The following is a 21,042-nucleotide window of genomic DNA, read 5'->3' on the forward strand; positions in this document are numbered from 1 at the left end:
TTTCGAAGAGGAATTCCACAATGGAATGGCAATTAATTCTTACTCTATTTGGCACGTTTGGTGTGCTATTGGCGCTGGGTATTCCAGTCTCGTTTGCGATTGGTCTGTCTTCGCTTGCGACTATTATGATGAGCTTGCCGCTGGAACCGGCGATTGCGGTAGTGGCGCAGCGTATGGCTGCTGGCTTGGATAACTTTGCACTATTGGCAATCCCTTTCTTTATCCTTGCGGGTAACATCATGAACCAAGGCGGTATTGCAATCCGTCTTATTAACTTCGCTAAAGTACTGGGCGGTCAGCTACCAGGTTCACTAGCGCACGTTAACGTTCTTGCTAACATGATGTTTGGTTCAATCTCGGGTTCAGCGGTTGCGTCTGCAGCAGCAGTGGGCGGCACGATGGCGCCACTACAGAAGAAAGATGGCTACGATGAAGCGTTCAGCGCAGCGGTAAACATCACTTCTTGTCCTACTGGTCTATTGATCCCGCCAAGTAACACGCTAATCGTATTCTCACTGGTTTCTGGTGGTACATCGATTGCAGCTCTTTTCCTTGCAGGTTACCTACCAGGTATCTTGATGGGTCTAAGCTTGATGGTTGTGGCAGGTATTATCGCCAAGCGTCGTGGCTACCCAGTTGCAGCGCGCCCAACACTAGCAGCGGTTTGGGATACCTTTATTAAAGCAGCACCGTCACTTCTTCTTATTGTTGTGATCATGGGCGGCATCATCGGCGGTATCTTTACGGCAACAGAAGCATCAGCAATTGCTGTGGTTTACACGCTGGTTCTTGCGGTGGGTGTTTATCGTGAAGTAACGGTTCGTGATTTACCAAAAATCGTGCTTGAGTCTGCGGTAACGACGTCAATTGTATTGCTATTGGTTGGCGCTTCAATGGGCATGTCTTGGGCAATGGCGAATGCTGATATCCCTTACATGATTGCTGATGCACTACTAGCAGTTTCAGAAAACCCACTAATCATCCTATTGATCATCAACGTAATCCTTTTGATTGTTGGTATCTTCATGGATATGACACCAGCGGTTCTGATCTTCACACCAATCTTCCTACCAATCGTGTTGGATATGGGCGTGGATCCAGTGCACTTCGGTATCATGATGACATTTAACCTTGCTATCGGCCTATGTACTCCACCAGTGGGTAGTGCACTGTTTGTTGGTTGTTCGGTTGCAAACATCTCTATCGATAAAGTAATCAAGCCACTACTACCGTTCTACGCGGCGCTATTCCTAGCACTATTGGCAATTACGTTTATCCCACAAATCAGCCTATTACTTCCACAGCTGATTCTAGGTTACTAATCTAGCGCTACAAATTTCGACTTTATACGATTTGATTATCGGATTTGCCTCCATCTAATCGCCTCGCAGTGCTTAATCGGCTGCGAGGCCAAGGAAAAAACAATGAAAACAATCGCAAATACCAACTTGAATGAACAAGTCATTCGTCCAACTTTCGCTCGCTCAAACCTGAAAACTCGTATTGTTCACCTTGGTTTTGGTGCTTTCCACCGTGCACACCAAGCGCTATTCACCAATGAAATGCTAGAGAAGACCAACAGTGATTGGGGCATCTGTGAAGTAAACCTTTTTGGTGGCGAAGATCTGATTGAGCAGCTACGCGCACAAGACCACCTATACACAGTGGCAGAGAAGGGCGCAGAATCAACTGACGTAAAACTGATTGCCTCAGTAACTGAATCACTGCACCCAACATTAGATGGCAAAGCAGCGGTATTAGCGAAGATGACCGAAGCGCAAGTGGCGATCGTTTCGATGACCATCACTGAGAAAGGTTACTGCGCTGACCCTGCAACAGGTCGTCTAGACAAAAACAACGGCTTGATCATTGCTGATTTGGCCAACCCACAAGATCCAAGTTCGGCGATCGGTTACATCGTTGAAGCACTGCGTCAGCGCCGTGAAAAAGGCATCCAACCATTTACGGTGATGTCTTGCGATAACGTACAAGAGAACGGCCACGTAGCACGTGCAGCCGTTCTGGATTTCGCTAACTTGGTTGACGTTGAATTAGCATCATGGATTGAAGCGAACGTCACGTTCCCATGCACCATGGTTGACCGAATTGTTCCAGCTGCAACAGAAGAAACGCTGACTGAAATTGCTGAGCTTGTGGGTGTTGAAGACTTGTGCGGTATCGCTTGTGAGCCGTTCCGTCAATGGGTTATCGAAGACAACTTCGTTGCAGGCCGTCCAGATTGGAACGTTGCTGGCGCAGAATTTGTTTCTGACGTGGTACCGTTTGAAGAAATGAAACTGCGCATGCTAAATGGCAGCCACTCATTCCTTGCTTACCTAGGCTTCCTAGGCGGCTACGCGCACATCTCTGACACCATGACGAATGATGATTACCGCACAGCGGCGTTCGATATGATGATGAAAGCGCAAGCGCCAACACTGAATATGCCGGAAGGGACTGATCTAGAAGCGTACGCAACGTTGCTGATTGAGCGCTTTACCAACCCAAGTCTAAAACACCAAACATGGCAAATCGCGATGGATGGCAGCCAGAAGATCCCACAACGTATGGGTGGCTCGCTACGTCATCACCTAGCGCAAGGTACGGACTTCAAATGGTTGGCAATGGGCATTGCTGGTTGGATGCGCTACGTTGGCGCTGTGACTGAACAAGGCGAAGCAATTGATGTACGCGACCCAATGGTTGAGCAGTTCCAAGCAATTTACGCCGAACATGGTTTGAACGTTTCTGCGGTGAAAGCGCTACTTTCAATTGAAGCAATTTTCGGTACAGATCTTATCGCTAACGAAACCTTCGTGAGCGCAGTGACCGATGCTTACCAATTGATCCTAGATAAAGGTGCGCGCGCAGCCGTCGCCTCTCTTTAATCGATAAAATGATGCCCTCCTTATGTGAGGGCTTCTTTGCTTTAAATCTTGCTGTTGTAAATAGTGCTTAAAATTTCTTTGGTGTGGGCGAGGCCGGCACCTACGGAGTAAAAAATGAAAAATTTTTTGTGTGAAGACTTCTTACTATCTAACGATATCGCTCGCGAGCTATACCATGATTACGCCAAAGCGATGCCGATCTACGATTACCACTGCCACCTAAACCCAAAAGAAGTGGCTGAGAACCGTCAGTTCGAAAACCTAACTAAGATCTGGTTAGAAGGCGACCACTACAAGTGGCGTGGCATGCGTTCAGCTGGTGTACCTGAAGCGTTAATCACAGGCAGCGAAGCGTCAGATTACGAAAAGTTCCAAGCGTGGGCAAAAACCGTTCCGCAAACATTGGGTAACCCACTGTACCATTGGTCACACCTTGAGCTGCGTCGTCCATTTGGTATTACTGGCAAACTGTTTGGCCCAGAAACTGCGGATCAAATTTGGCACGAGTGTAACGAGCTACTGGCAACACCTGAATTCTCAGCACGCGGCATCATGAAACAGATGAATGTTGTGATGGCAGGTACCACTGACGACCCAATTCATTCGCTTGAATACCATAAAGCTATCGCCGAAGATGACAGCTTTGATGTTGAAGTTGCGCCAAGCTGGCGCCCAGACCGTGCGTTCAAAATTGAACTAGACGGTTTTGCGGAATACATGACTTTGCTAGGTGAAGTGGCAGATGTTGAAATCACCCGCTTTACCGATCTACTGACTGCGTTAGAGCGTCGTCTAGAGCACTTTAGTGCACACGGTTGTCGCGCCGCTGACCACGGTATCGAAGTGGTTCGCTACGCTGCAGTACCAAGTGAAGCGACACTGGATGCAATGCTAACGCGCCGTCTGCAAGGTGAAACGCTGAGCGAACTAGAAATTGCCCAGTTCAGCACGGCAGTTCAAGTGTGGCTAGGCAAGCAATACGCGAAAATGGGCTGGGTAATGCAGCTGCACATCGGTGCACAGCGTAACAACAGCACGCGTATGTTCCAACTACTCGGCGCTGATGCAGGCTTTGACTCAATTGGTGACCGTCCGTTCGCACTGCAATTGTCTTGCTTAATGAACGCGATGGATATTACCAACGAGCTACCAAAAACCATTCTTTACTGCCTAAACCCACGCGACAACGAAATGATGGCGACCATGATTGGTAACTTCCAAGGTGGCGGTATTGCAGGCAAGAGCCAATTCGGTTCTGGCTGGTGGTTCAACGATCAGAAAGATGGCATGGAACGTCAAATTCAGCAACTTTCTCAACTGGGTCTATTAAGTCAGTTTGTTGGTATGCTAACAGACTCTCGTAGCTTCCTATCGTACACGCGCCATGAATACTTCCGTCGTATCCTTTGTAACATCATCGGCCAATGGGCAGTGAATGGCGAAGTGCCAAACGACATCGCAATGTTGGGCAAAATGGTTCAAGACATCTGCTACCAAAACGCTAAATCTTACTTCGTTCTACCAGGAGAGAAAGCATGAAGCGTATTGCCTTAATCGGGGAATGCATGATTGAGTTAAATGGCGCGCCGTTTGGCGCCATGACTCAAGCGTTTGGTGGCGACTCACTCAATACAGCGGTTTACCTTGCACGTGTTGCGGGTGAAAAAGTGGCGATTGATTACGTTTCAGCGCTAGGCACTGACGCCATCAGCAGCGGAATGCTTACACGTTGGCAACAAGAAGGTGTCGGCACCGATTTGGTGCTGCGTGACGAGACACGCCAACCGGGTCTGTACCTGATCCAGTTGGATGACCAAGGTGAGCGTACCTTCCTTTATTGGCGTAACCAATCTGCGGCACGTTATATGATGCAGCATACGGATTTTGCCCAAATCGAAGCGGCGTTAACCAAGGTTGATATGGTGTATCTGAGCGGTATTAGCTTAGCGATTCTACCCGCGGAAGATCGCACTAAGTTGGTGGCGCTGTTGGCAAACTTGCGTCAACAAGGTGTGGAAGTGGCGTTTGACTCAAACTATCGCCCAGCGCTATGGCGTGATGCTGATGAAGCGCGCGAATGCTACCGTCAAGTGTTTGAGATCACCGATTTGGCACTGGTGACCAATGACGACGAAGCAAACCTGTGGGGCGATAGCGATGAGCACGCGACCTTAAACCGTCTACAAGCCGCGGGCGTGAAGAAAGCCGTGGTGAAAATGGGCGCGAAGGGCAATTTGTACCAAGAATTTGCGGCGGGTGATTTTGAGGCCATTGCGACCACGCCAGTGGAAACTGTCGTCGATACGACTTCGGCAGGTGACTCATTCAACGCCGGATTCTTAGCAGGCTACCTACAAGGGAAAAATGCGCAGCAATGCTCGCGTCAAGGCCACCAATTGGCGGGTATCGTAATCCAACACAAAGGCGCGATCATCCCAACACATGCAACAGAAACGATTCGCTTTGTTTAGCCAGTTCGATGTTTAGTCAGCTTGATGATTAGACATTGGTGACTAGACATTGCTGACTAGATATTGATGTAGAGAAACGGATTTAAAGTAAGGATTTAAACATGACTACGATTGCACAACAACTGGCTGAAATTAAAGTTATTCCAGTTATCGCGATTGACCGCGCAGAAGACATTATTCCTCTGGGAAAAGCACTAGCAGACAACGGTTTGCCAGCGGCTGAAATTACTTTCCGCTCAGATGCGGCAGTAGAAGCGATTCGTCTATTGCGTGAAGCGCAGCCAGATATGCTAATCGGCGCGGGTACCGTACTCAACCGCGAGCAGGCGATTGCGGCGAAGCAAGCCGGTGCGACCTTTGTGGTTTCACCAGGCTTTAACCCAAATACGGTTAACGCATGCCGCGAAATTGGCATCGATATCGTACCGGGCGTGAACAACCCAAGCGCAGTGGAAGCGGCGATTGAAATGGGTCTAACTACACTGAAATTCTTCCCTGCAGAAGCATCGGGCGGTATCAATATGCTGAAATCACTGCTAGGCCCTTACACGCAAATTCAGTTCATGCCAACGGGCGGCATCAGCACTAAGAACGTTAACGACTATCTCGCGATTGATCGCGTGATCGCGTGTGGCGGCACTTGGATGGTGGATAAAGTCCTGATCAACGAAGGTCGTTGGGACGAGATTGGTCGCCTTGCACGCGAAGCCGCAGATTTGGTTAAATAAGCTCGCGCAGCAATCGTAACACCCTATTATTAAGGCTTCTTTCGAGAAGCCTTTTTTCGATAAGCCATTTAGAACGATATCAGTATTTTCTAGTGAGGCACTATGCAGATTGCTTTTTTACATACCTTAGCGGCTAACCAGTCGTTGTTCGACTCTTTTATCGCATCAAGTGGTTTAGAAAAACAGGCAACCATTCGCCATCATATTGCGTCTCAATTGTTGCAACATGCGAGCAATGTGGGAATTGATGATGAATTGGCATCGATGGTTGAACAGCAAATAGTACAGTTGGAAGCGCAGGGCGCAGATTGGGTTATCTGCACTTGTTCCAGCATTGGTGCGTTAGCTGAACAGGCAAAAACACGTTTTGCTCAAGTGATGCGAGTCGATAGGCCCATGGCAATCGAGGCGAGCCAAAGTGGTCATATTAAAGTGTTACCGGCACTTGAAACCACCATTAATCCTACTATGAACTTATTGGCAGAATACGATGCTGATATTGCACAGCGCGCCACAGTGGAAGTGATCCCTGAGGCGTGGGCACATTATCTAGCAGGAGACAATGACGCTTACCTAGCGACCATCGCGCAATATATTCACGATCATTGCCTAAACGATAGTCGTATTGTATTGGCGCAAGCTTCAATGGCACCGGCGATTTTGCAGCTCGATCAAGCGACACGTCAACGCACCTTAACCAGCCCAAGTTTGTGCTTGGAGTATCTATTGGCTGAGCTGGAAAATAACGAGAATGGTGATTCACAATGATGACATCATTAACGAATTGGACAATACCAGAATGGAATCTTGCCCAAACCATCGGTATGGTTGCTTTTTTTATTGGAGCGACGGCTTTCTTACATAGTGATGGGCGACGCTTTCGCCTTCATTTGATGTTGTTCCAAATCGTGCTGTGCAGTCATTTTGTTATGATGGGAGCGCTGGTGGCCGCGTTCGGATGCGGTATTAGTGCGATACGTAGTTATGCATCAACCAAAACACAATCAACACCGGTCATGTTGTTCTTCATTGCGATGCTGTGGGTGATGGGTGTACCACAACTTGAGCATTACTATGAAATCTTGACTATTTTTGGCTCGTCAGTTGCCACCTATGCCTTGTTTAAAATGCAGGGCATCACAATGCGTTTGCTGGTGATGTTCAATTCATTTTGTTGGTTCATTAACAACTTCTTACTGGGTTCAATTGGTGGCACCTTAATGGAGCTAACCTTTATTATGGTCAACAGCGTGACAATCTTACGCATGTATTACACCCGCCCAATAGCAAACCACTGATTGCAAAGCTTTGACCGTAAACCTTGATCATAAAGCTTTGACAACACGAGCATCGTCCACGTAATCACATCGCACAAATAAAAACACCGAGCCCATCTAAGAATAGCGGGACTCGGTGTTGGGCTGCTTAACCAACCATTCAACCAATCAATTAATTAGTCAGTTCTTAAATGAGTATTTAAATCGCGACTAGCTGGCCATTAATGGCATGCATCGCAGGCACCCATGCCAATTTATCTGCCGACATCTTGTTGCCACAAGGCAGTTTAATGTGATTCACCAACCACACCACACAGCCTTGTTCACCCTCTTGTTCAAGATTGAACAGCACTCGTGCTTGTGAGAACAGGTTGCCATCATCAAACGCTTCAGAGATAGGCATTGCAGCGCCTTGCCATGCCGCGATCAAGGTTTCTACTTTGTGGTCAACCGCAAGGGTGATCAGCTCAGGCTCAACATCTTTGACGATACGCATTTCAATGTTGGTGCGTAGACCTGTTTGCTTGAGTGAAATTTGGTGTGGAATGTTGCTGTCATTCCAAGTCAGTGTTGACTGCATCGATTGCTCTGCTAACCATTGGTGAGAGATCTTAATCACCGCTTTACGGATCGCCATCGGCTCATTAACCGCAACCAGTGGACGGTGTGGCTGTTCTGCATTGAAGATAATGAAGTCGTTGACTTGTAGATCGGTAAATTGCTCGTTCACCACATCTTCACTGAACGCAACATCACGCGCTTCAAGCAAATCTTCAGCAATGCTTTGGAAAGGTTGCAGGCTGTAACCAAAACGTTCTTCACCCGCAAGTACGATTTGAACATCGATATACTTACGGTGGATTTCAGATTTACACTCCGTCACTAATTTGCTGTTGTCATCAACCACGAAGAAGAAAACATCATCACCTTCAAGTTGGTAGCGACCATTTTCCACTGAAGCACTTAAGCGCTGTTTTACCTGCTCGATAACTTCAAACATTTTAACCGGAAGGCCCTGACAAGCTTCCAAGTTAGATAAGTTGCCTTTAAACACTAATTACCTCAATAGCCACGCAGTGGCTGCATTAGAAAGGGCTAGTATAAGCGATTAATATAATTGGTTGACCAATTATAGTGAGATTTAAGTAAGGAAGGAGAACTGGATCAATAATTCACTCAATAGCAGGCTTTATAAAGCTCACAGAGTCTCATATTACCGTGTTCACCGGATATATCTGACTTTATCAGGTGTTATGTAGAGCCCCATTAAGCTTTCTTAGCTTGGCAGATTGAGCGTTATTCGTTTCGCAAAGAGCCGGGAGAAGCAATTAAAAAATGCCTGTGATCGAAACCACAGGCATTTTGCTAAGGTGTAGCCAGAGGCTAAAAGCGAAAACTAAAGGCGCGTTACAGAGCGGCTTGCTTTGCTTCTGCGACCCAAGAGTCAAATAGCGCTTGGTTGGCTTTGATCCAACCATTTGCATGTGCTTCGATGTCAGAAGCTGAGTTTTTACCTTTGCTCATGATCATGTTCTGTGCGCTCACATCGTTGATGTTTACTTTGATGATTTCGAACAGTTTAGCCGCTGCTGGGTTGTTGTCAGTAAACTGCTTGTTGGCCACAATGCGCATTGAATTCATTTCAAAGCCGTAGTTTTTACCATTAGCCAAGGTGGTATCGACATTCTTACGCTCACCCGGTAGGGCTGAGAACGGCACTTCTAGCCAAACCACATCTTTGCCTGGAACCAACACACCACTTACCCAGTAAGGTGTCCAGGTGTAGTATATTACCGGATCGCCTTTCTTATAGCGTGAAATCGTATCGGCAATGATTGCTGCATAGTTACCTTGGTTGTGAGAGACCGTGTCACGTAATTTATAAGCATTAAGCTGCTCTTCGATCACCATCTCACAGCCCCAACCAGGGTTACAACCGGTAAGGTCTGCTTTGCCATCGCCATTGGCATCAAATAGAGCGGCAATTTTTGGGTCGGTTAGCTGACCAATGTTTGTGATGCCGTACTTTTCTGCCGTTTTCTTATCAATTAAGTAACCTTGCGCAGCGCCACTGATGAATTGACCTTTACGGAAGAAACTCTCATCGCCACCTGCCATCGTGTACTTGTCAGCATGCAAAGGGAACCAGCCTACCGCAAGGAAGGTCGCATCACCGTTCGCGATTGATGTGTAGCCAACGTTGTAGTCAACTTCTTTAGTTTCTTTGACTTGGTAACCCAACGCTTCAAGTGCTTTGTTGACGATCAGCGTTTGGAAAGTTTCTTCTGCAACCGTTGATTGAACCGGTTGTACTGTTACGCCTTCACCGGGCAGTTTTTCAGCCCATGCATGGCTTGAAACAGCAAGCGCAGATACCGCGCTTACGACGAGGGTTTTCTTCCATGAATTATTCATTCAGTTTTCTCCTGGATTGAGTTTCCCAACGATTTATTAGCCGGCAGCTTGAAAAATATCGAAGCTGGACCTGTGTGATACCAACGTTGTTTTGTATTTTGAGCATTAATGCCAAGTTGCTGTGTTACGCGATCAAGCAAAATAGCAAGAATAACGATGCCTAAGCCGCCGACAGCAGCAAGGCCCATATCAAGTCGTCCAATACCGCGCAGCACCATTTGACCAAGTCCACCAACTGCAATCATAGAGGCGATTACCACCATTGAGAGTGACAGCATCAAGGTTTGGTTTACCCCGGCCATAATCGTGGGCATCGCCAATGGTAATTGGATTCGATACAGCATTTGTTTACGACTGGCACCGAACGAATGTCCCGCTTCTATCAACTCATCAGGTACTTGCTGAATGCCGAGAATGGTTAAGCGCACCACTGGGGGTAGGGCAAAGATGATGGTGACCACCACGCCAGGTACGTTACCAATACCAAACAGCATGACAATTGGCACTAGGTAGACAAAAGCAGGAGTGGTTTGCATTGCGTCGAGTAGCGGTCGCACCACTTTGGCGGCCGTCTCACTTCTTGCCAGCCATATTCCCATGGGCAAGCCGATCAACAGGCAGAAAAACACCGAGGTCATTACTAGCGATAAGGTGGTCATCGCTTGGCCCCACGCGCCAATCAAACCAATTAGGACTAATGACACCAACGTGGTCGCGCCGAGCTTTAAGTTGGAAAACTGCCAAGTGATGAGAAACAGCACTAACAACATAATTGGCGCGGGGGTCGAGACCAGCGCGGTTTCAAATGAGCTAAGAATAAAATCAATCGGAACTCGGATGGCTTGGAAAAGTGGGCGGCCATGATTAACCAGCCACTCTAAACCGGTTTCAACCCAGACATCGAAGGGGAGAACGGCATTAGCAAATGGATCCATGATATCGAAAGGCGCTTGCTCAATACTTTCAGAAGAGAGCCAGTTTTCATCACCAGAAGGCGCTTCTTGTGCCCATGGATTACTTTCCGGGGCTGCAGGCGTTGCCCAAGGGTCGTTTGCAGTTTCTTGTGCTGACATGGTGATTAATCCCTATCCAATGCTTGAAGTAAACGTGATTTCGACACAATGCCGAAATATTGGCCGTGCTCGTCGACAACGGGTACCGAATAAGAGACTCCCGCGACATCACCTAGAATGTCATTAATCGGTTGTTCAGGTGACAGCGTGATGGTTGACTCAAGTTGAGCACTGACCAAACAACGATTTTCTTTGTGCGCTTGGCGTAGCGACTCAATGGATACCAAACCAGAGAATTGATTGGTTTTATCGACGACCACGCCGAATTCGCGATCATTGTCCGTGAGAATTTGTAGGGCTGAAGCGGGACCATCGTGCTCTGATTTTTTAAACACCGCCGCGGGATTTTTACGCGCAATATCTTTAGCGGTTAGCACGCTGGCGATGTTCACACCACGGAAGAACGCTTCCACATAATCATTGGCAGGATTATTTAAGATTTCATCGGGTGTTCCAACTTGAACCACCACACCATCTTGCATAATGGCGATACGGTCACCAATGCGCATTGCTTCGTCCAAATCATGCGAGATAAACACAATGGTGCGTTTGTCATCATTTTGCAGCCGAATCAGTTCGTCTTGCATTTCTGTTCGAATAAGAGGGTCAAGTGCAGAGAATGCCTCGTCCATCAACAATATATCAGGGTCGCAAGCAAGCGCGCGAGCAAGGCCAACGCGCTGTTTCATACCGCCGGAGAGCTCATCTGGATAAGAATCGGCGTAGGCATCAAGACCAACACGAGACAGAGCAGACAATGCGGATGCATGTCGAGTTGGCACATCGACGCCTGCGAGTTCAAGGCCAAAAGAGGCATTTTCGATAACTGTCATATGCGGCATCAATGCGAAGTTTTGGAAGACCATCGAGATGTTGTTGCGGCGCACTTGGCGTAAGTCGTCTTCAGAGATGTGAGCGATGTCTTTACCGCGAAGAAGAACGCTGCCTTGGGTTGGCTCGATTAAGCGGTTGAGAAGGCGAACCAGTGTTGATTTACCCGAGCCAGAGAGCCCCATGATAACGAAGATCTCGCCTTCGTTGATGGAGAGAGAAACATCATGCACACCAACGGTCAGGCCGGTTTTTTCAAAAATGCTATCTTTGTCTGCACCTTGTTCTATGAGGGCGAAAGCTTGTTCTGGGTTTTCCCCAAATACTTTATATAACCCTTGTACTTCCAGTATGGGCGACATGTAGAGTCCTTTATTTTATGTGTCACTATTTTGAAAAACCTTCGTACTCTAAGTAAAAAATGGTAATAAATCAATTCGTGCTTATTCCATACTTGAAGGGGGTAAATTCAGTTTTATTGTTAAGCTATTGTTTTTAATCAATAAAATAGAATTTGTGAAGATTTGACTATTGAGGTGTTTCCAATAGCTGACTGCCCGCATAAACACTAGCGAAAATAGTGCATGATTACAGCGGGCTACTGTTAATAAGTTATTGTAATTATGAGTTATTATGTCGAGTTTTCAGCTGGGTTACTAAATTTTAAAATAATGATTGGAGCAGATTCTAAGTGAATGGAATGAACGCCTAAAAAAGAACGTTTGGAATGATAACAAGCGCAATTTCATTGGGTTACACTAATTGTGTGATTATTGTCACGTAAATTGGTGCTATTTTAAACTCTCCTTGATCTGAACTGTGAGGTATGATCAATAATATAAGGGAACTAACTTAGAGCTCAAAGGATTATGCGCCCTAATATGATTACTTCTGCACCTTGGGTGCTGAACGCAAATACAAAACCTTCAAACCTGACATTCGGTTTTCGAAGGCCAACGATCAATGATGGAAATCGTATCCATGCATTGATCGCCAATAGCCCCCCTCTAGATACAAACTCTGCATACTGCAATTTTCTTCAAGCTTCTCATTTTAGCGATACTTGCGTCCTAGCCGAATTTGATGGCTCAGCGGCGGGATTTATCTCTGCTTATATCAAACCACAGTCACCGAATGAACTGTTCGTTTGGCAAGTCGCGGTCGATGAAAAGTTTCGAGGGCAGGGGCTGGCTTACCAGATGCTTAACGAACTGCTTGCGCGTCTCGCGCCAGCTGGCATCGAGTATGTTGAAACAACCATCACCAAGGACAATCAAGGCTCTTGGGCACTGTTCAAGAAATTGGACCGTGAACATGGTGGTAATGGTAGCGTGTCGGTTTTTCTCGACCAGACACAGCACTTCTATGGTGATCACGACACGGAATACCTGTTTCGCATCCCTCTACGAATAACTCACAAATAAGGATTAATTTACGGTTCCACTATGGATATTTTTAATCAGCATGAGTCAAAAGTACGCTCATATTCAAACAGCTTTCCAGTCATTTTCAAAAAAGCCAAGGGGTCTTGGCTTGAGACCGATTCAGGAGATCGTTACCTCGATTTCCTAGCCGGTGCAGGATCTCTCAATTACGGACACAACAATGACGCACTACAAGCGTCATTGGTAGAGTACATAACAGGCGATGGCATCACTCACGGTTTGGATATGCACTCCAATGCGAAAGCTGACTTTCTTGTCGCGCTGAACAAATACATTTTCCAACCAAGATCCTTAGATTACAAAGTACAGTTTACTGGACCAACGGGCACCAACGCTGTGGAAGCTGCGCTCAAATTGGCGAGAAAAGTCAAAGGTCGCCAAAACGTCGTCGCATTCACTAATGGCTTCCACGGTTGTACCGCAGGTGCACTTGCAGCAACCGGTAACCAACACCACCGTGGTGGTAATGGTATGCCATTAGCGGGCGTGACTCGTCTTCCTTATGAAGGCTATGCCGGTATCGACGGTTTGAGCTTGTTTGAAACCATGCTTACCGATGCATCAAGTGGCCTTGATAAACCGGCGGCGGTATTGCTAGAGACCGTACAAGGTGAGGGCGGCCTAAATGTGGCTTCTAACCAATGGTTACAACGACTAGAGAAAATCTGCCGTAGCAACGATGTTCTACTGATTGTGGATGACATCCAAGCAGGTTGTGGCCGTACTGGTACTTTCTTTAGCTTTGAACCTGCGGGCATTAAACCAGATATGGTTACCCTGTCTAAATCGATTAGTGGTTATGGTCTGCCGATGGCGATCGTACTGCTTAAACCGGAGCTTGATGCTTGGAAACCAGGTGAACACAACGGTACCTTCCGTGGTAACAACCATGCGTTTGTTACCGCCGCGCACGCTCTAAAGCTATTTTGGTCAGATAAAGCACTAGAAGAGAACATCGCAGAACGCTCAGCTCAAGTCTCTGCTACCTTATCCAATGTACAAAAACGTTACCCGCAGCTGTTTGAACAGCAAAAAGGCCGTGGTTTAATGATTGGCATAGAGTGTAGCGCTGGTGAAACTGCCACGCTGATCGCTCGAGAGTGTTTTGCTAACGGCATGGTAATCGAAACCGCTGGCCCAAATGATGAAGTTGTGAAGTTCTTCTGTCCTCTCACCATCACGCAGAGTGAAATGGAACAAGGTATGACAATCTTTGAAAAGGCAGTCGATAACGTCGCTGCTAAACTGATCAAGAAAGCATCGTAGGGACGAATCATGATTGTAAGAACATTAGAAGAGTGTCGTGATAGCGATCGCCGCGTAGTATCACAAACGTGGGAAAGCGTACGTATGTTGCTTAAAGATGACAACATGGGCTTCTCTTTCCATATCACCACGATATTTGAAAATACAGAAACGCATATCCACTACAAAAATCACTTAGAGTCAGTCTACTGCATGAGTGGTGAAGGCGAAATTGAAGTCGTCGGTGGTGAAACGTACCCAATTAAACCTGGTACATTGTACATCCTCGATAAGCACGATGAACATTATCTACGCGCTTATAAAGATAAAGAAATGGTGATGGCTTGCGTGTTCAATCCACCGATCACCGGCCGTGAAACACATGATAAAGACGGCGTATATCCACTCGTTGACTAAATCCAACTCGCGTCGATTTACATTTAAAGCCAAGGTATTCCCTTGGCTTTTTGCTGCTAGAATGAACGTGATTGTCATCGCTACGACTCTAAAAGTGAATGTAAAAAGCTAAAATGAATTACTGGAAAATAACTGGTTATCTATCCATGCTGGTGGTTTTTCTCCCTCAAACAGAATTAAGGATCTTCTAAGCGTCTAAAACTCAATTTCAATTTGAGATTCGATTAAAAAATTTAGGCTTTGTTGCGACTTATGTGAACCTCCATGATTCTATCCCGCATAAAAAATGGCACAATTAGGAGAGAAAAAGCTCTTTTTAGACGTATAGAGAGCGTTAGGTTTTTCCGCGGTTAAATGGAATTGAGGGGGTATCATGGATTATCAAACGAAGCTCCAATTTTCACATAAAGAGCTCAATGATAAAGGTGTTTGGAAGTCGAATTACAATCCACCAATAGCCAAGTTACTATGCAAAATGGGACTTAACTTCCCGCCGCCTTATTATCAGACCTTCATGAACAACTGGGTTATTTCAGCCATCATGTTCGCTCCTGTTTGGGGTGTTTTAAATTGGTTTGTTGTTTGGAGTAAAGCAGATAAGCCAGTTCTCGAAGCTGTCTATATGTCTCTGATTGGTGGTGTTTTGTTTGGGCTAATCATGGCGACATTTTATTTTGTTAGACGAAAGCAATTAAACCTGTCGGAGTGGAGTTCTTTGGGAGAATAGCCCCAAAACCTAACAAAGTATTTAAGAAGGATTCGCAACGCTTGGCGAATTTCGTTTAAATTCAGCTTTAGTGTTTAAGGTGGTTTGTCGAGGCTGTGGTATAGGGCGTCGCTCACCTCTTAATACGGCGTTATGTTTTAATGGAATTTCAATGGCTTAAATGCCTTTGAGTCGTTCTTTGCCCCTCTAGCCATTCGCTGGGAGTAGACTCAGCAAATCACTATTATCGTTCCTTTCTTAAATCACTTAACCCGTAAAACATGCCAATGTTCGCGGGTTGCTTCATTCGAGTTTTCGGGTGGTTCGGTAGTCAAGTTCTTCTGGCTCAAAGTCGCTTTGGGCATATTTCCCAATCAGCCAATAACCTTGGCAGTAGCCTCGGCAAATATCCATTGTTCTGCGCTGTTGTTGCTAAGAAAGGGCGCTTGTTGAGGCTTGATCGAGTTGCCTCATTATCAGGGAAGTGGACTTACTCGTTGTTGGTTTGGCGTATCTGCCGCTCAAGTGAGTTCTAGGTTGTGATTTGGTTCAGAAAACTAGGTCTACACTTCAGTTCTTTGCCAAGTAAATCAACGAATTGTGCTAAAACATAACAAAGCATTTAAGACGGATTCTCAACGCTTGGCAATTTCAGTTCAGGTCAGCTTCAGTGCTTTGTGTGGCAAGGTTTAAGGCTGGGTGGTCGCGTTGTTCACCACTTAATGCGGCGTTAACCGTATTTGTTTCGAATATAGAGAATTAAAAATTGTTTAAGAAACTGATTAAGATAGTCACAGTCATTGCTTTGCTATTGATAGTTATTATAGGTTGCTGGGCTGGTTACATGAAATTTGAAGAAATTCAGAGAGATCGTGCTCAACTTACATTTCTCTCAGATGTGGAGTGGGAGTGGTATGACAAATATAAACGTATTCAGTTTAGTCAAATCCCAATTCTACAGAAGACGGTTTTGAGAAAAGTAAATTTACACAAGCAGTATGCTATTTATGCAACTAAAAACCCTGATTACACTTTAAATGCGCGTGTTGTTTTTGCAGTTAAGTGCAAGCCTAATACTTCCATTGTTACGTCCCAAACATTCCGTGATGGAGTGCCGAAAGAGTTAAAATGTAGCTCTGATGGTGAGTCACTTTCATACTCAGTCAGATGGGCATCAAAAAATACAGATATTGTTTGGTCTGATAATCTTGATGGATTTGAGGTGTACGAAAACTTTGGAAATTGGGACTTTTCCGTTCTTGATCAAGAAATCACTTTACTAAAAGCAAAGTAAAGCATTAATCATACGGTTAACAAACTGTTTAAGAGTGATTCGCAACGCGTGGCATTTTTACTATGCGTTGCGTTTAGTGTTTAAGGTGGTATGCGGCGGCTTCAGTATTGCGTTGCTCACACCTTAACAGGGCGTTATAACTATGAGAGAGTTCAGTGGATCAATTTTTACAAGCAAAAGTATTAAAAGCAGATTTAGTATCAATCGACAGTCAATTTACTGAGAAAGGTATTGGGGATATGTCGTCAATGGTACTGTTGAAACAAAGTCTAATATCGGTTGCAAACTTTGTTGATTTTGAAGTTACTATTCGTCGAATGTACCGAGATCACCCTGATTTAAGTACGTTTTACAAATCATTCTCAAAAGAATGTGAGTTTGCGAAATATCTTCGCAATAAATTTGTAGGGCATCTGAAGCAAGAATTGATAAACAAATCTCTAGAATGGAACCCTGAAATAAGGATGTTCCTCAATGATATGGATGATCCCAATATCGCTTATGTTGTTAATCAGCTAATACTTGAAACAGCTATCAATACTTATGTTGATGGTAATCAAAAACATCGAATATTTGAATCAGAAACAGATTTAAATTATCCACCGGATAGTACAAGATTTTTGAAATTTCTTACGCTGATTATTCGTTCTTCAATCGAGTTCCTGGCTAAGTATTTAGAAATCCGACAAGCAGATGTTCAAGTGAAAATCGACAAAGAAATTGGAATGGATGGCATGTTAAAACTTGGCATTGAAGCTGGAAAAACAGAATTTAGTTTCATCAAAAAATAGTTATAACAAAGCGTTTAAGACAGATTCCCAACGCTTGGCATTTTTCATTCCATCGTTGGGTTTCGTGTTTACGGTGGTCTGATTAAGTATAATGGCAGCGTTGCTCACTACTTAACGCGGCGTTAGGCATCAAGTTTTCGTTATATTGTCGAGAAATAAATATGAAAAAAGTAGTGTTGTTGGGGGCTTCAGTACTCCTATCCACAAATGTGTTATCCGCTGAGTTGGAAAAAGAATTTGCTTCTTGTGCTGCGGTAAAAGGAGAATTAGCGCGTTTAGAGTGCTATGACTCCCTCGCGGAAAAGCACAATCTTGATAAACCACAAACAGTTGGTTCAAAAATTTCTGGGACAGGAAAGTGGATTGTTTCTGAAGAGGTCAACCCTATAGACGACTCCAAAACGGTTACTTTAGTACTGGAAGCGTCATCAGGTAAAAGTAAGTGGAATAACAAAGTGTTTTTCGTAGCTCGTTGTCAGAGTAATAAAACGGATGTTTATATCGGTTGGAACGACTATTTAGGTCGTGAAGCTTCAGTTCTTACGCGTATAGGTTCCAACAAAGCCGTTACTTCTAAGTGGAGCCTATCTACTGATAGCAAAGCGACATTTCATAGAAAGCCTATTTCCTTCTTAAAAAACATGGAAAAGTCGGATAAGTTGGTTGCACAGATTACCCCTTACAACGAAAGTCCAGTAACAGCGGTCTTCGATACTGCTGGCTTATCAAATGCTTTGGTTCCTTTGCGCAAGACCTGTAGTTGGTAGGGGGCTTTCTGCCTAACAAAGCATTTAAGACGGATTCTCAACGCTTGGCAATTTCAGTTCAGGTCAGCTTCAGTGCTTTGTGTGGCAAGGTTTAGCGTGGGTGGTCGCGTTGTTCACCACTTAATGCGGCGTTATGTTTTAATGGGATTTCAATGGCTTAAATGCCTTTGAGTCGTTCTTTGCCCCTTTGGCTATTCGTTGGGAGTAGACTCAGCAAATCAGTATTATCGATCCATTCTTCAACCACTTAGCCCGTAAAACATGCCAAGGTTCGCGGGTTGCTTCATTCAAGTTTTCGGCTGGTTTGCTCGCCTTGTTTCTCTGGCTCAAAGTCGCTTTGGGTATATTTCTCAATCAGCCAATAACCTTGGCAGTTGAGTCGGCAAATCGCCATTGTTCTGCGCTGTTGTTGCTAAGAAAGGGCGCTTGTTGAGGCTAGATCGAGTTGCCTCATTCGCAGGGAAGTGGACTTACTCGTTTTTGGTTTGGCGCATCTAGCGGTCAAGTGAGTTCTAGCTTGTGACTTGGTTCAGAAATCTAAGTCTGCATCTCAGTTCTTTGCCAAGTAAATCAACGAATTGTGCTAAAACATAACAAAGCATTTAAGACGGATTCTCAACGCTTGGCAATTTCAGTTCAGCTCGGCTTCAGTGTTAAATGTGGCAAGGTTCAGGTTTGGGTGGTCGCGTTGTTCACCACTTAATGCGGCGTTATAACCTACAGGGAAATTATGAGTTTATTCGCATTTGAAACCGATGATTTTCAGCAGCTTATCGAATGGATTAGCTCTGAAGAGCTAAACTATTTGTGGGGCGGTCCAGCGTATAGCTATCCTCTCGACGATGCTCAAATATTGAGCCACTGTAGCAAGAGTGAAGTATTCCCCTATATATATCGTATTGACGGAAAGAATGCGGGTTTTGTCGAGTTATATAAAGAGTCACATGATCAAATGAGAGTTTGCCGCGTATTCGTAGCAAACCAATTTCGTGGGCAAGGTATATCTAAAATGATACTACTGGAATTAATTGATAAAGCGAAAGTTGAGTTTCATGCTCAGTCCTTAAGCTTGGGCGTATTTTCTCATAACGATGCCGCAATGAATTGTTATGAATCTTTGGGTTTCCTAGTTGTCTCGGTTGAGTCTGGCTCAAGAATGTTTAACGGTGTTGCATGGGATTTAGTGCGCATGGAAAAACGGTTATAACAAAGCGTTTAAGACGGATTCCCAACGCTTGGCATTTTCGGGTTTCTTCATTTTAAGTGTTTATGTCACAATGGTTTAGGTAGGGTGGTAGGCGTCGCTCACCACTTAACGCGGCGTTATGTACTTTTAGGGAAAATCAGAAACTTATGGATGAAAATACTGAAATTTGGCGCCAGTACTACGAAAAGGCATTGTCTCGCCCACATTCAAAACGTACTGAGTTTGCATCCAGACTCAATGAATCAAACCTTAAAATAGCCACTGACTGTGGTTGTGGAACAGGAAGTGATATCGAGTACCTAGAACAACAGGGTTATCAGGTTCATGGCTTCGATATTAATCCTGATTCAGTCTCTATTTGTAGAGACCGATTTGGGGCAAAGTCATTAGTGGAAATTACAGAGTCGTCGTTTGAATCATTCGACTATCCAAAGTCTGGCGTAGTTATTGCTAATTCCAGTTTGTTCTTCGCTGACCCAAACCAATTTGAATCGACTTGGAGCAATATTAAATCTTCAATTGAAATCGGTGGAGTGTTTGCTGGTGACTTCATGGGCTTTGAAGACAGTTGGGCTAACAACTATCGTACTCCAACCACACCTTTATCGGAATCAGAGGTAAAGGCTCTGTTCTCAGGTTTTGAAATAGTCAGGTTCTTTGAACGTGATGAAAAATCGAAGACTTCATTGGGTAGAATGAAGCATTGGCATACATATTCCGTGGTCGCGGTGAAACGTACATAACAAAGCGTTTAAGACAGATTCCCAACGCTCGGCATTTTTAGTTCAAGTCAGCTTTGGTGTTTAAGGTGGCAAGGTTTTAGGTAGGGTGGTGGCGTTGCTCACTACTTAACGCGGCGTTATGTTTGTCGGTGGCGAGACAAATGAGACCTGATTGCAAAGAGTTTAATGATACCTATAAAGGTTGGAAAAGAAGAATTCATTAATTTTATATTTAGGCTTGATATTTCTTATGATTAAAAAACTTTTTTCAAACATATTACTACTAGGAGCGATGGTTGGCTTTATGAGTGCATCTAGTAGAGCGAATAGTGAACTGTTAGATGAATGTACTTTATTCTGGGAAAAGGTAAATTATGATGATTTACTGAATGCTCCCGTGCGTTACTTAGATGCTTGGAGAAAACTCGAAAGACAGTGTGATAAAGGTAACGGGTACTTCGAAAGGCAACTAGGTTATATTCACTTGGCAGAGCGAAATTTTCCTGATGCAGAGCGAGCCTTTATAAATTCGGCTAACAAAAACAATATTTACTTAAACGACTTAGAACCTATCTCAATAGGTGTTGTCTGAGTTAAATCAACACCTATTGAAAATACTGTAAATGAGTTCAACACAATACCTAATCTCTGATGCCCTTTGGGCGAAAATTGAGCCTTTGTTGCCTATTCATAAGACTAATCACCCTCTCGGTACACATCGAAAGAGGGTCGATAATCGTGATGCCATGAATGGCCTTCTTTTTT

General features: G+C 44.9%; 21 protein-coding genes and 1 pseudogene. 18 read left to right on the forward strand and 4 right to left on the reverse strand.

Annotation, left to right across the window (positions count from 1 at the left end; translation table 11 throughout):
• The first annotated feature begins 20 nt into the window (after positions 1-20).
• The 7 genes from RH88_RS09925 (at position 21) to RH88_RS09955 (ending at position 7,385) form a co-directional block, all read left to right on the forward strand.
• On the forward strand, positions 21-1,322 hold the full coding sequence (locus tag RH88_RS09925) for a TRAP transporter large permease (protein WP_005595464.1): 1,302 nt from the start codon (positions 21-23) through the stop codon (positions 1,320-1,322).
• Positions 1,323-1,424: 102 nt separating this feature from the next.
• Positions 1,425-2,888, forward strand: coding sequence for a fructuronate reductase (locus RH88_RS09930; RefSeq protein WP_005595465.1), 1,464 nt, complete (start codon positions 1,425-1,427; stop codon positions 2,886-2,888).
• 114 nt (positions 2,889-3,002) lie between these two features.
• Positions 3,003-4,427 carry a glucuronate isomerase gene (gene uxaC, locus RH88_RS09935; RefSeq protein ID WP_005595466.1) on the forward strand — a complete coding sequence of 475 codons (1,425 nt, stop codon included), beginning with the start codon at positions 3,003-3,005 and terminating at the stop codon, positions 4,425-4,427.
• Positions 4,424-5,359, forward strand: a complete 936-nt coding sequence (locus tag RH88_RS09940; RefSeq protein ID WP_005595467.1) for a sugar kinase — start codon at positions 4,424-4,426, stop codon at positions 5,357-5,359. The genes uxaC and RH88_RS09940 overlap by 4 nt, the downstream gene beginning before the upstream one ends.
• A 101-nt stretch (positions 5,360-5,460) precedes the next feature.
• Positions 5,461-6,087, forward strand: coding sequence for a bifunctional 4-hydroxy-2-oxoglutarate aldolase/2-dehydro-3-deoxy-phosphogluconate aldolase (locus RH88_RS09945; protein ID WP_005595469.1), 627 nt, complete (start codon positions 5,461-5,463; stop codon positions 6,085-6,087).
• Positions 6,088-6,189: 102 nt separating this feature from the next.
• Positions 6,190-6,855, forward strand: coding sequence for a hypothetical protein (locus RH88_RS09950; RefSeq protein ID WP_005595471.1), 666 nt, complete (start codon positions 6,190-6,192; stop codon positions 6,853-6,855).
• Positions 6,852-7,385: a YgjV family protein gene (locus tag RH88_RS09955; protein ID WP_005595473.1), complete on the forward strand. Its 534-nt coding sequence runs from the start codon at positions 6,852-6,854 to the stop codon at positions 7,383-7,385. Before RH88_RS09950 ends, RH88_RS09955 begins: the two co-directional genes overlap by 4 nt.
• 178 nt (positions 7,386-7,563) lie before the next feature.
• Here RH88_RS09955 and RH88_RS09960 read toward each other — a convergent pair whose 3' ends face one another.
• From RH88_RS09960 to proV, 4 genes are all read right to left on the reverse strand, one after another.
• Complete coding sequence (locus RH88_RS09960) at positions 7,564-8,418, reverse strand: NanQ anomerase/TabA/YiaL family protein (protein WP_005595474.1); 855 nt, start codon at positions 8,416-8,418, stop codon at positions 7,564-7,566.
• Positions 8,419-8,771: 353 nt separating this feature from the next.
• A complete protein-coding gene (gene proX / locus RH88_RS09965) occupies positions 8,772-9,779 on the reverse strand; it encodes a glycine betaine/L-proline ABC transporter substrate-binding protein ProX (protein WP_005595475.1) in 1,008 nt (335 codons plus the stop codon).
• A complete protein-coding gene (gene proW, locus RH88_RS09970) occupies positions 9,776-10,852 on the reverse strand; it encodes a glycine betaine/L-proline ABC transporter permease ProW (RefSeq protein WP_005595476.1) in 1,077 nt (358 codons plus the stop codon). The genes proX and proW overlap by 4 nt, the downstream gene beginning before the upstream one ends.
• A gap of 5 nt (positions 10,853-10,857) precedes the next feature.
• Positions 10,858-12,045, reverse strand: a complete 1,188-nt coding sequence (proV, locus tag RH88_RS09975; protein WP_005595477.1) for a glycine betaine/L-proline ABC transporter ATP-binding protein ProV — start codon at positions 12,043-12,045, stop codon at positions 10,858-10,860.
• Between the two features lie 507 nt (positions 12,046-12,552).
• On the opposite strand from proV, the gene ectA reads away from it, so the two are divergent.
• The 11 genes and pseudogenes from ectA to RH88_RS22950 all read left to right on the forward strand — a co-directional run.
• Positions 12,553-13,107, forward strand: coding sequence for a diaminobutyrate acetyltransferase (gene ectA, locus RH88_RS09980; protein WP_009385933.1), 555 nt, complete (start codon positions 12,553-12,555; stop codon positions 13,105-13,107).
• A gap of 21 nt (positions 13,108-13,128) precedes the next feature.
• Positions 13,129-14,394 carry a diaminobutyrate--2-oxoglutarate transaminase gene (gene ectB / locus RH88_RS09985; RefSeq protein WP_005595479.1) on the forward strand — a complete coding sequence of 422 codons (1,266 nt, stop codon included), beginning with the start codon at positions 13,129-13,131 and terminating at the stop codon, positions 14,392-14,394.
• Positions 14,395-14,403: 9 nt separating this feature from the next.
• Entirely contained in the window at positions 14,404-14,790 is a 387-nt protein-coding gene (locus RH88_RS09990; RefSeq protein WP_005595480.1) for an ectoine synthase, read from the forward strand.
• A 373-nt stretch (positions 14,791-15,163) separates the two neighbouring features.
• Positions 15,164-15,517, forward strand: coding sequence for a DUF6404 family protein (locus tag RH88_RS09995; protein WP_005595482.1), 354 nt, complete (start codon positions 15,164-15,166; stop codon positions 15,515-15,517).
• A gap of 823 nt (positions 15,518-16,340) precedes the next feature.
• On the forward strand, positions 16,341-16,790 hold the full coding sequence (locus tag RH88_RS10000) for a hypothetical protein (RefSeq protein ID WP_138944281.1): 450 nt from the start codon (positions 16,341-16,343) through the stop codon (positions 16,788-16,790).
• A 155-nt stretch (positions 16,791-16,945) separates the two neighbouring features.
• Positions 16,946-17,581, forward strand: a complete 636-nt coding sequence (locus RH88_RS10005) for a hypothetical protein (protein WP_005595484.1) — start codon at positions 16,946-16,948, stop codon at positions 17,579-17,581.
• A gap of 161 nt (positions 17,582-17,742) precedes the next feature.
• The gene (locus tag RH88_RS10010; protein WP_005595486.1) at positions 17,743-18,348 is read left to right on the forward strand and encodes a type VI secretion system-associated protein TagO; all 606 of its coding nucleotides are present in this window, start codon (positions 17,743-17,745) and stop codon (positions 18,346-18,348) included.
• 730 nt (positions 18,349-19,078) lie between these two features.
• On the forward strand, positions 19,079-19,555 hold the full coding sequence (locus RH88_RS10015; protein WP_005595491.1) for a GNAT family N-acetyltransferase: 477 nt from the start codon (positions 19,079-19,081) through the stop codon (positions 19,553-19,555).
• A 146-nt stretch (positions 19,556-19,701) separates the two neighbouring features.
• Positions 19,702-20,298: a class I SAM-dependent methyltransferase gene (locus RH88_RS10020; RefSeq protein ID WP_005595493.1), complete on the forward strand. Its 597-nt coding sequence runs from the start codon at positions 19,702-19,704 to the stop codon at positions 20,296-20,298.
• A 229-nt stretch (positions 20,299-20,527) separates the two neighbouring features.
• On the forward strand, positions 20,528-20,869 hold the full coding sequence (locus RH88_RS10025; RefSeq protein ID WP_005595494.1) for a hypothetical protein: 342 nt from the start codon (positions 20,528-20,530) through the stop codon (positions 20,867-20,869).
• A 31-nt stretch (positions 20,870-20,900) separates the two neighbouring features.
• Positions 20,901-21,042 (forward strand): annotated as a pseudogene (locus RH88_RS22950) (IS5/IS1182 family transposase); the annotation flags it as partial.

Origin of the sequence: Vibrio scophthalmi LMG 19158 (genome assembly GCF_000222585.1) — a bacterium.
Taxonomy (GTDB): domain Bacteria; phylum Pseudomonadota; class Gammaproteobacteria; order Enterobacterales; family Vibrionaceae; genus Vibrio; species Vibrio scophthalmi.

What these genes read in the sequence shown, in the direction of transcription:
- RH88_RS09925 (WP_005595464.1), top strand. Translation starts at nt 21, where the DNA reads ATGGAATGGCAATTAATTCTTACTCTATTTGGCACGTTTGGTGTGCTA.
- RH88_RS09930 (WP_005595465.1), top strand. Translation starts at nt 1,425, where the DNA reads ATGAAAACAATCGCAAATACCAACTTGAATGAACAAGTCATTCGTCCA.
- uxaC (WP_005595466.1), top strand. Translation starts at nt 3,003, where the DNA reads ATGAAAAATTTTTTGTGTGAAGACTTCTTACTATCTAACGATATCGCT.
- RH88_RS09940 (WP_005595467.1), top strand. Translation starts at nt 4,424, where the DNA reads ATGAAGCGTATTGCCTTAATCGGGGAATGCATGATTGAGTTAAATGGC.
- RH88_RS09945 (WP_005595469.1), top strand. Translation starts at nt 5,461, where the DNA reads ATGACTACGATTGCACAACAACTGGCTGAAATTAAAGTTATTCCAGTT.
- RH88_RS09950 (WP_005595471.1), top strand. Translation starts at nt 6,190, where the DNA reads ATGCAGATTGCTTTTTTACATACCTTAGCGGCTAACCAGTCGTTGTTC.
- RH88_RS09955 (WP_005595473.1), top strand. Translation starts at nt 6,852, where the DNA reads ATGATGACATCATTAACGAATTGGACAATACCAGAATGGAATCTTGCC.
- proX (WP_005595475.1), bottom strand. Translation starts at nt 9,779, where the DNA reads ATGAATAATTCATGGAAGAAAACCCTCGTCGTAAGCGCGGTATCTGCG.
- proW (WP_005595476.1), bottom strand. Translation starts at nt 10,852, where the DNA reads ATGTCAGCACAAGAAACTGCAAACGACCCTTGGGCAACGCCTGCAGCC.
- proV (WP_005595477.1), bottom strand. Translation starts at nt 12,045, where the DNA reads ATGTCGCCCATACTGGAAGTACAAGGGTTATATAAAGTATTTGGGGAA.
- ectA (WP_009385933.1), top strand. Translation starts at nt 12,553, where the DNA reads ATGCGCCCTAATATGATTACTTCTGCACCTTGGGTGCTGAACGCAAAT.
- ectB (WP_005595479.1), top strand. Translation starts at nt 13,129, where the DNA reads ATGGATATTTTTAATCAGCATGAGTCAAAAGTACGCTCATATTCAAAC.
- RH88_RS09990 (WP_005595480.1), top strand. Translation starts at nt 14,404, where the DNA reads ATGATTGTAAGAACATTAGAAGAGTGTCGTGATAGCGATCGCCGCGTA.
- RH88_RS09995 (WP_005595482.1), top strand. Translation starts at nt 15,164, where the DNA reads ATGGATTATCAAACGAAGCTCCAATTTTCACATAAAGAGCTCAATGAT.
- RH88_RS10000 (WP_138944281.1), top strand. Translation starts at nt 16,341, where the DNA reads ATGAAATTTGAAGAAATTCAGAGAGATCGTGCTCAACTTACATTTCTC.
- RH88_RS10010 (WP_005595486.1), top strand. Translation starts at nt 17,743, where the DNA reads ATGAAAAAAGTAGTGTTGTTGGGGGCTTCAGTACTCCTATCCACAAAT.
- RH88_RS10015 (WP_005595491.1), top strand. Translation starts at nt 19,079, where the DNA reads ATGAGTTTATTCGCATTTGAAACCGATGATTTTCAGCAGCTTATCGAA.
- RH88_RS10020 (WP_005595493.1), top strand. Translation starts at nt 19,702, where the DNA reads ATGGATGAAAATACTGAAATTTGGCGCCAGTACTACGAAAAGGCATTG.
- RH88_RS10025 (WP_005595494.1), top strand. Translation starts at nt 20,528, where the DNA reads ATGATTAAAAAACTTTTTTCAAACATATTACTACTAGGAGCGATGGTT.